This window comes from Achromobacter sp. 01N37, from assembly GCF_056399725.1.
This window is the reverse complement of record NZ_JBFTRX010000016.1, coordinates 135,251-141,330: the sequence shown is the minus strand read 5'-3', so window position 1 is coordinate 141,330 and position 6,080 is coordinate 135,251. Positions and strand designations below refer to the sequence as shown.

The window sequence follows — 6,080 nt, the reverse complement described above, 5'->3', positions numbered from 1 at the left end:
GTGGTACCACTCCTTCCCATCCCGAACAGGACAGTGAAACGCCTTCGCGCCGATGATAGTGGACGGACGTCTGTGAAAGTAGGTCATCGTCAGGCTTTTATTCCGCAAAACCCCACAGGTAACCCTGTGGGGTTTTGTATTTGGTGATTCGGTTTTTACGATTCGACCATTGATATATTCGATAACTGACATTCGAGCATTGATTAAAAGAAAACCCCTCGCAGCTGGCGCTGCGAGGGGTTTTTGCATGGGCGCGGGTATTAATCCTGTCTTTACGCTACGGCTACGGCCATCGCTACGGCTATCGCTATCGCTATCGCTATGGCTACGGATGGTGCGGTGCTTGATACGGGCCGCGCAAATACTGTTGCCGGTCAATGCCATGCCTTTGCAACTTGTCGTAGAAGGTCTTGCGGGGAATACCCAAGGCTTCCAGTGTGGCTTTGATATCCCCCTGATGCGTTTGCAACGCATCACGGATGAGTTGGGCTTCGAATTGCTCCATTCTTTCTGGCAGGCTTTGTGTTGCGTTTGCTGTGGGAACGGTATCGACCGCTGGGGTATTAAGAACGCCCAGCACGACGCGCTCTGCAAAGTGGGCGAGTTCGCGCACATTGCCAGGCCAGTCATGTGTCATCACATACTGTTTGATCGAGGCAGGCATCTCAGGAATATCGCGATGAAAGCGGCGTGATGCGTGACCGAGGTAATGCGCGAACAACAGAGGGATGTCGTCGCGGCGTTCGCGCAGGGGCGGAATACGGATCGTGACGACATTGAGCCGGTAGAAAAGGTCTTCGCGGAACTTGCTGCGGATAGCCGGGCTGCCCAGATCTTCCTTCGTGGCGGCGACGACGCGCAGATCGAGATTGCGCACCTCGTTGCTGCCAAGCGGAGTGATCTGCCGAGATTCCAGCACGCGCAGCAGCTTCACTTGCACGGCCAGCGGCATGCTTTCGATTTCGTCCAGGAACAAGGTGCCGCCGCTGGCATGTTCGATACGGCCTATGCGCTTCTTTTGAGCGCCCGTAAAGGCGCCTGCCTCGTGCCCGAACAATTCGCTTTCGATAACGCTTTCGGGCAGAGCGCCACAGTTGATGGCGACGAGCGCACGGTGCCGGCGGCGGCTCAGGCGATGCAACGCCATCGCTACCACTTCCTTCCCGGTGCCGGTTTCCCCTTCAACCAGCACGTCGACATCCGCATCGGCAATATGGCGCAGCGTTTGTTTGATACGTTGCATGGCGGGCGTGGTGCCGATGAAGGGGACTTCGTCGGCTTCCACCGCAAACGCGGCTTCACGCAGGCGCCGGTTTTCCAGCACCAGACGACGCTTTTCCGCGGCGTGTGTGATCGCTGTGGTCAGCCTGTCGGGTGCGTAGGGTTTGGCCAGAAAGTCGTAGGCACCGTCACGCATGCACTGGACGGCGGTGGCAATATCGCCATGGCCGGTAATGAGAATGACGGGAAGCTCGGGGTCAATATCACGCAGACGATGAAATAGTTGCAGGCCATCGATATCGGGCATGCGGATATCGGTCACGACGACCCCGTCAAAATCGCGGTGCAAGACGGGAAGCGCGGAACGCGCCGTGCCATGGGCGTCGACCGTCATGCCGTGCAACTTCAACGTCTGGACATTCGCGCGCCGTAGTTCCTCGTCGTCATCGATGAACACAACGTGAGGAGGAATGGGCGCGCGAAGACCGTCATCAATGGAAGCTGAAGCGGGAATTGGGGTAGAAGATGCAGGTGAGCGAGTCATTAGGGGGTGGCCGAAACGGGGTGTCCGGCAGCTGCCTTACGCAGCGTCAGGGTGAACATGGCGCCCGTTTGCGGGCCATGAGGGGCAGGAAAGCCGGGATCGCTGGGGTGGGCGGCTTGCAGTTCTCCGCCAAATTCAGTGACGATGTCGCGGCAGATGACGAGACCCAACCCCAGGCCTTCCGGTTTAGTCGTATGGAAGGGGATGAACAGGCGTGCTCGATCGTCGTCGGACAGCCCCGGGCCGTTGTCGGCGACATGGATTTGAACCGTCGCGCCCAAGTCTTGCAGCGCGACCACGACGCGGCCGTCCGCATTACCTTCCAATGCTTCCAGCGCGTTTTGCAGCAAGTTCACCAGCACTTGTTCCAGCCGGATGCGGTTGGCCCGGACCAGAACGTCCTGATCTTCCGGCGGCCGTTGCAGCGTGACGCCTTGGCGTCGCGCGCGTGGCCCGACCAACAGCAACGCGCCGTCCAAGGCTTCCTTCAGGCTGGTGGGCCCCACGGATGCGCCTGCCTTGCGTGAGAATGCGCGCAATTCGCCCGTGATGTGCCCGATGCGTTCAGTCAGCGAAGCAATGGTGCCCAAATTTTCCTGCGCGGAGCCGGAATCCTGGCGCCGCAAAAACTCAAATGCGTTGTCTGCGTACGCACGGATGGCGGCAACGGGCTGATTGATTTCATGGGCGACGCCCGCTGCGACCTGGCCAAGCAGCGCAAGCTTGCTGGCCTGTACAAGTTCATCTTGCATGGTGTGCAAGCGCGCTTCGGCGCGTTGGCGTTCGTCCATTTCATCCATCAGATGGTCGTTGACCTCGCGCAGCTGTGCGGTGCGTTCATCGACCAGCGCGGCGAGTTGGGCCTGGATGGCGGCCTGTTGTTCTGCGCGTTCGCGATTGCGATGGCGCCGATACAGCACGATGCCAATTGCAGCGGCCAGCAGACTCAGCGCCAGCAACGCGCCCAGCTGGGCGTTGGCGGTGGCTTGGCTCATGGCCGTCTGAACGGGCGACAGCAGGTGCAAAGTCCAGCCCGGTGACTCGGCGATGGGCAGCGTCGTGTGCAAGAGCGGCGCGCCTTTAGGCAGCGTCGGCAAGGCGTCGTCGATACGCACCAATTGCCCGGTGCTGGCTGGAGCCAGCGGCGGCGTGACAGGCAAGGACTGGAAGCGAGCGTCGCCGAATTGCAGGCTCGTACGCAGGCGCTCGGCCAAGTCGGGCGCAAGCGGCGCCAGCACATCGAAGCGCCAGTCCGGGATGCTGCCCAACAGCACCACGCCGTGCTCATCCGTGACAAAAATGGGTGCACTGGACTGGCGCCAGTCGGATTCAAGGTCACGGAAATCAACCTTCAATACGATGACGCCCAGCAGCGCGCCATTGATGTCATCGATGCGGCGCGACAAGTACAGCCCGGCCTCGTGGCTGACCGTACCCAGCGCGAAGTGTTCCGCAGAACCGTTGGCGACGGCGCGCTGGAAGTACGGCCGGAACTGGTAGTCCACGCCTACGAAAGTGGCGGGTTCGCGCCAATTGCTGGCGGCGATGGCCAGCCCCTTGGGGTCCAACAGATAGATGGCGGAGGCGCCGACCCCGTGGCTCAAGGCATCGAGCTTGTCATCCAACGATTCGATCTGCGCGGCGCTTGCGCCTTGCAAGGCCGCGCGCACGTCGACATCGCGTGTCAGCACGAAAGGCAGCGCCCTGAACTTGTCCAGGTTGTTGCGTAGTAGCGCGGCATTGATCTGCCCCGCCGCCCGCGCCTGAACGGTGGCGGTTTTGATCGCGCCATCGCGGGCCCATTGCGTGGCGATATGCAGCACGCCGAACACGATGGCGATGGCGAGCAGAATCATCACTGCGCGCCACGGCCAAGAGCCGCCCGATGACACCCGCGCAGTCGGCCGTGTGGCCGGATGCGTCGAGCCTTGGCGGCTGCTTTGAGGAGTAGTCGAGGGGTCAGTCATGGTGTGTGCGGTTTTCCGCACATTCTATCTTGTTTTCGTGCGGGATTCCGCTCGATCAAGACACCGATTCCCCATCGCCAAATACAAATAGCCAGACTTATCAAGGGCTTGTGCCGATGGGGCCAAGCCATTCAATGCTGGCACGCGTCTTGCATATAGGTATGCAAGCCGAGCGGCATCCGCACGCACGGTGAAATGGGCTTGCGGCGATAACGCAATGCCATAAAACAGATAACGCTCCGTCGCCCGCTGCGCTAGCCGCTCGGGGCAAGGAGCATTGGTGGGGACAAAACCCAATGATCGACGTGGATCAAGGCGCGCCTGCGCGCAAGCTCAAGTTCTATCAAATCCTGTATGTCCAGGTGATTTTCGCCATCATCGTCGGCGTGCTGCTTGGAGCATTCAAGCCTGAACTCGGCCAGCAGATGCAGCCGCTGGGCGACGCCTTCATCAAGCTGGTGAAGATGATCATCGCACCGGTGATTTTCCTGACCGTGGCCTCGGGTATTGCCGCCATGAGCGACCTGAAAAAGGTGGGCCGCGTGGCAGGCAAGGCCATGCTGTACTTCCTGATCTTCTCGACGCTGGCTTTGATCGTAGGCATGCTGGTCAGCCACTTGGTCCAGCCCGGCGCAGGGATGCACATTGATCCCAAGACGCTGGACGAGAAGGCTGTCGCGACCTTTGTCTCGAAGGCCCACGACTCGACCATCACCGGCTTCTTGATGAACATCATCCCGACGACGATCTTCAGCCCGTTCGTGGGTGGGGATATTCTTCAGGTGCTGTTTGTGGCCGTGCTCTTCGGTATTTCGCTGGCGATGGTGGGCGAGCGCGGCAAGCCGATCCTGAACTTCATGACGGCGCTGGCCCAGCCGATCTTCAAGCTGGTCGCCATCCTGATGAAGGCGGCGCCAATTGGCGCGTTCGGCGCGATGGCTTTCACCATTGGCAAATACGGCATCAAGTCGGTCGTGAACCTGGCGATGCTGGTGGGCACGTTTTACGCGACGTCGGTGCTGTTCGTCGTGGTGATTCTGGGCCTGGTAGCGCGCTACAACGGCTTTTCGATTTTGAAGCTGGTGCGCTACATCCGCGAAGAATTGCTGCTGGTGCTGGGCACAAGCTCGTCCGAAGCGGCGTTGCCCACCCTGATGCAGAAGATGGAACGCGCCGGGTGTTCGAAGTCGGTGGTTGGTTTGGTGGTGCCCACCGGGTACTCGTTCAACCTGGACGGCACCAACATCTACATGACGATGGCCGCGTTGTTCATCGCGCAGGCGTGTGACATTCCCTTGTCCTTGGGCGACCAGATCCTGCTGCTGGCGGTTGCGATGCTCAGCTCCAAGGGCGCGGCTGGCGTCACGGGCGCGGGCTTCATCACCCTGGCGGCGACCTTGTCGGTTGTGCCGTCCGTGCCGATCGCAGGGATGACGCTGATTCTGGGCGTGGACCGGTTCATGTCGGAATGCCGCGCGCTGACGAACCTGGTCGGCAACGCCACCGCCGCTGTCGTGGTCGCGCGCTGGGAAGGCGAATTGGACCAAGAGCAGTTGCACGCCGCGCTGGACGGCCAGGTGCCGCCCGCTGCGGCGGTCAACGAAGCGCAGCCAACGCTTAGCCATACTGCCTAACGCGCCGTATCCGTTCTTGCAATGAAAAAACCCCCGAGGTCCGGAAGACCTCGGGGGTTTTTTCATTTCAAAGGGAACGCGTTCAGGGCGTCTGGATACCCGCTGCGCGAAGCAGGTTAGCCGTTTCGAATAGTGGCAAACCCATCACACCGGTGTAGCTGCCGGAGATATGCGAGATGAAGGTGCCGGCCAAGCCCTGAATGCCATAGGCGCCGGCCTTGCCGAAGGGTTCGCCGCTGTCGCAGTAACGGGCAATCTCGCCGTCGTGAAGATCGCGCATACGGACTTCGGTAATGGAGACGGCTTCCAGCAGCTGCTCGCCCGTCCACACGGCGACGGCGGTATGGACTTCGTGTGCTGCGCCGGACAAGGCCCGCAGGATGCGGATGGCGTCATCGCGGTCGGCCGGTTTGCCCAGCACCTTGCCGTTAAGAATCACCGTCGTGTCCGCGGCCAGCAAGGGCAGGGGCGRCAAGCCTTGGGCGTGCATCCAATCGCGGCCGCGCAGGGCTTTGTCGCGGGCAGTGCGCTGCACATAATCGGCGGCGCTTTCGCCCGGATGCTGGGGTTCGTCTTCGCCGGGCGGGGCGGGAACGCGCAAGACCTCGTGCGCCAAGCCTATCTGAGTCAGCAATTCACGCCGCCGCGGGCTGGCCGAGGCAAGGTAAAGACGGGCTGGGGTGGGGGTGTCGGCGGAGTGGGGCATGCGTCAGC

At 61.2% G+C, this 6,080-nt stretch carries 4 protein-coding genes and 1 rRNA gene; 2 read left to right on the top strand and 3 right to left on the bottom strand.

What is annotated here, in order from left to right; genetic code table 11:
• Window positions 1-95, top strand: a 5S ribosomal RNA gene (gene rrf / locus AC1DSJ_RS25870); the annotation flags it as partial.
• A gap of 230 nt (window positions 96-325) precedes the next feature.
• Here rrf and AC1DSJ_RS25865 read toward each other — a convergent pair.
• Both AC1DSJ_RS25865 and AC1DSJ_RS25860 read right to left on the bottom strand, forming a co-directional pair.
• Window positions 326-1,765 carry a sigma-54-dependent transcriptional regulator gene (locus AC1DSJ_RS25865; protein ID WP_441372410.1) on the bottom strand — a complete coding sequence of 480 codons (1,440 nt, stop codon included), beginning with the start codon at window positions 1,763-1,765 and terminating at the stop codon, window positions 326-328.
• Window positions 1,765-3,621: a sensor histidine kinase gene (locus AC1DSJ_RS25860; protein ID WP_441372413.1), complete on the bottom strand. Its 1,857-nt coding sequence runs from the start codon at window positions 3,619-3,621 to the stop codon at window positions 1,765-1,767. Before AC1DSJ_RS25860 ends, AC1DSJ_RS25865 begins: the two co-directional genes overlap by 1 nt.
• A gap of 407 nt (window positions 3,622-4,028) precedes the next feature.
• On the opposite strand from AC1DSJ_RS25860, the gene AC1DSJ_RS25855 reads away from it, so the two are divergent.
• Window positions 4,029-5,366, top strand: a complete 1,338-nt coding sequence (locus AC1DSJ_RS25855) for a dicarboxylate/amino acid:cation symporter (protein ID WP_054427387.1) — start codon at window positions 4,029-4,031, stop codon at window positions 5,364-5,366.
• Window positions 5,367-5,448: 82 nt separating this feature from the next.
• On the opposite strand, the gene AC1DSJ_RS25850 is transcribed toward AC1DSJ_RS25855, so the two are convergent.
• Window positions 5,449-6,072, bottom strand: a complete 624-nt coding sequence (locus AC1DSJ_RS25850; protein ID WP_476760416.1) for a Maf family protein — start codon at window positions 6,070-6,072, stop codon at window positions 5,449-5,451.
• Between the last annotated feature and the right edge of the window lie 8 nt (window positions 6,073-6,080).

Excerpts from the sequence above, each read along its gene's own strand:
- AC1DSJ_RS25860 (WP_441372413.1), bottom strand. The coding sequence starts at position 3,621 with ATGATTCTGCTCGCCATCGCCATCGTGTTCGGCGTGCTGCATATCGCC.
- AC1DSJ_RS25855 (WP_054427387.1), top strand. The coding sequence starts at position 4,029 with ATGATCGACGTGGATCAAGGCGCGCCTGCGCGCAAGCTCAAGTTCTAT.
- AC1DSJ_RS25865 (WP_441372410.1), bottom strand. The coding sequence starts at position 1,765 with ATGACTCGCTCACCTGCATCTTCTACCCCAATTCCCGCTTCAGCTTCC.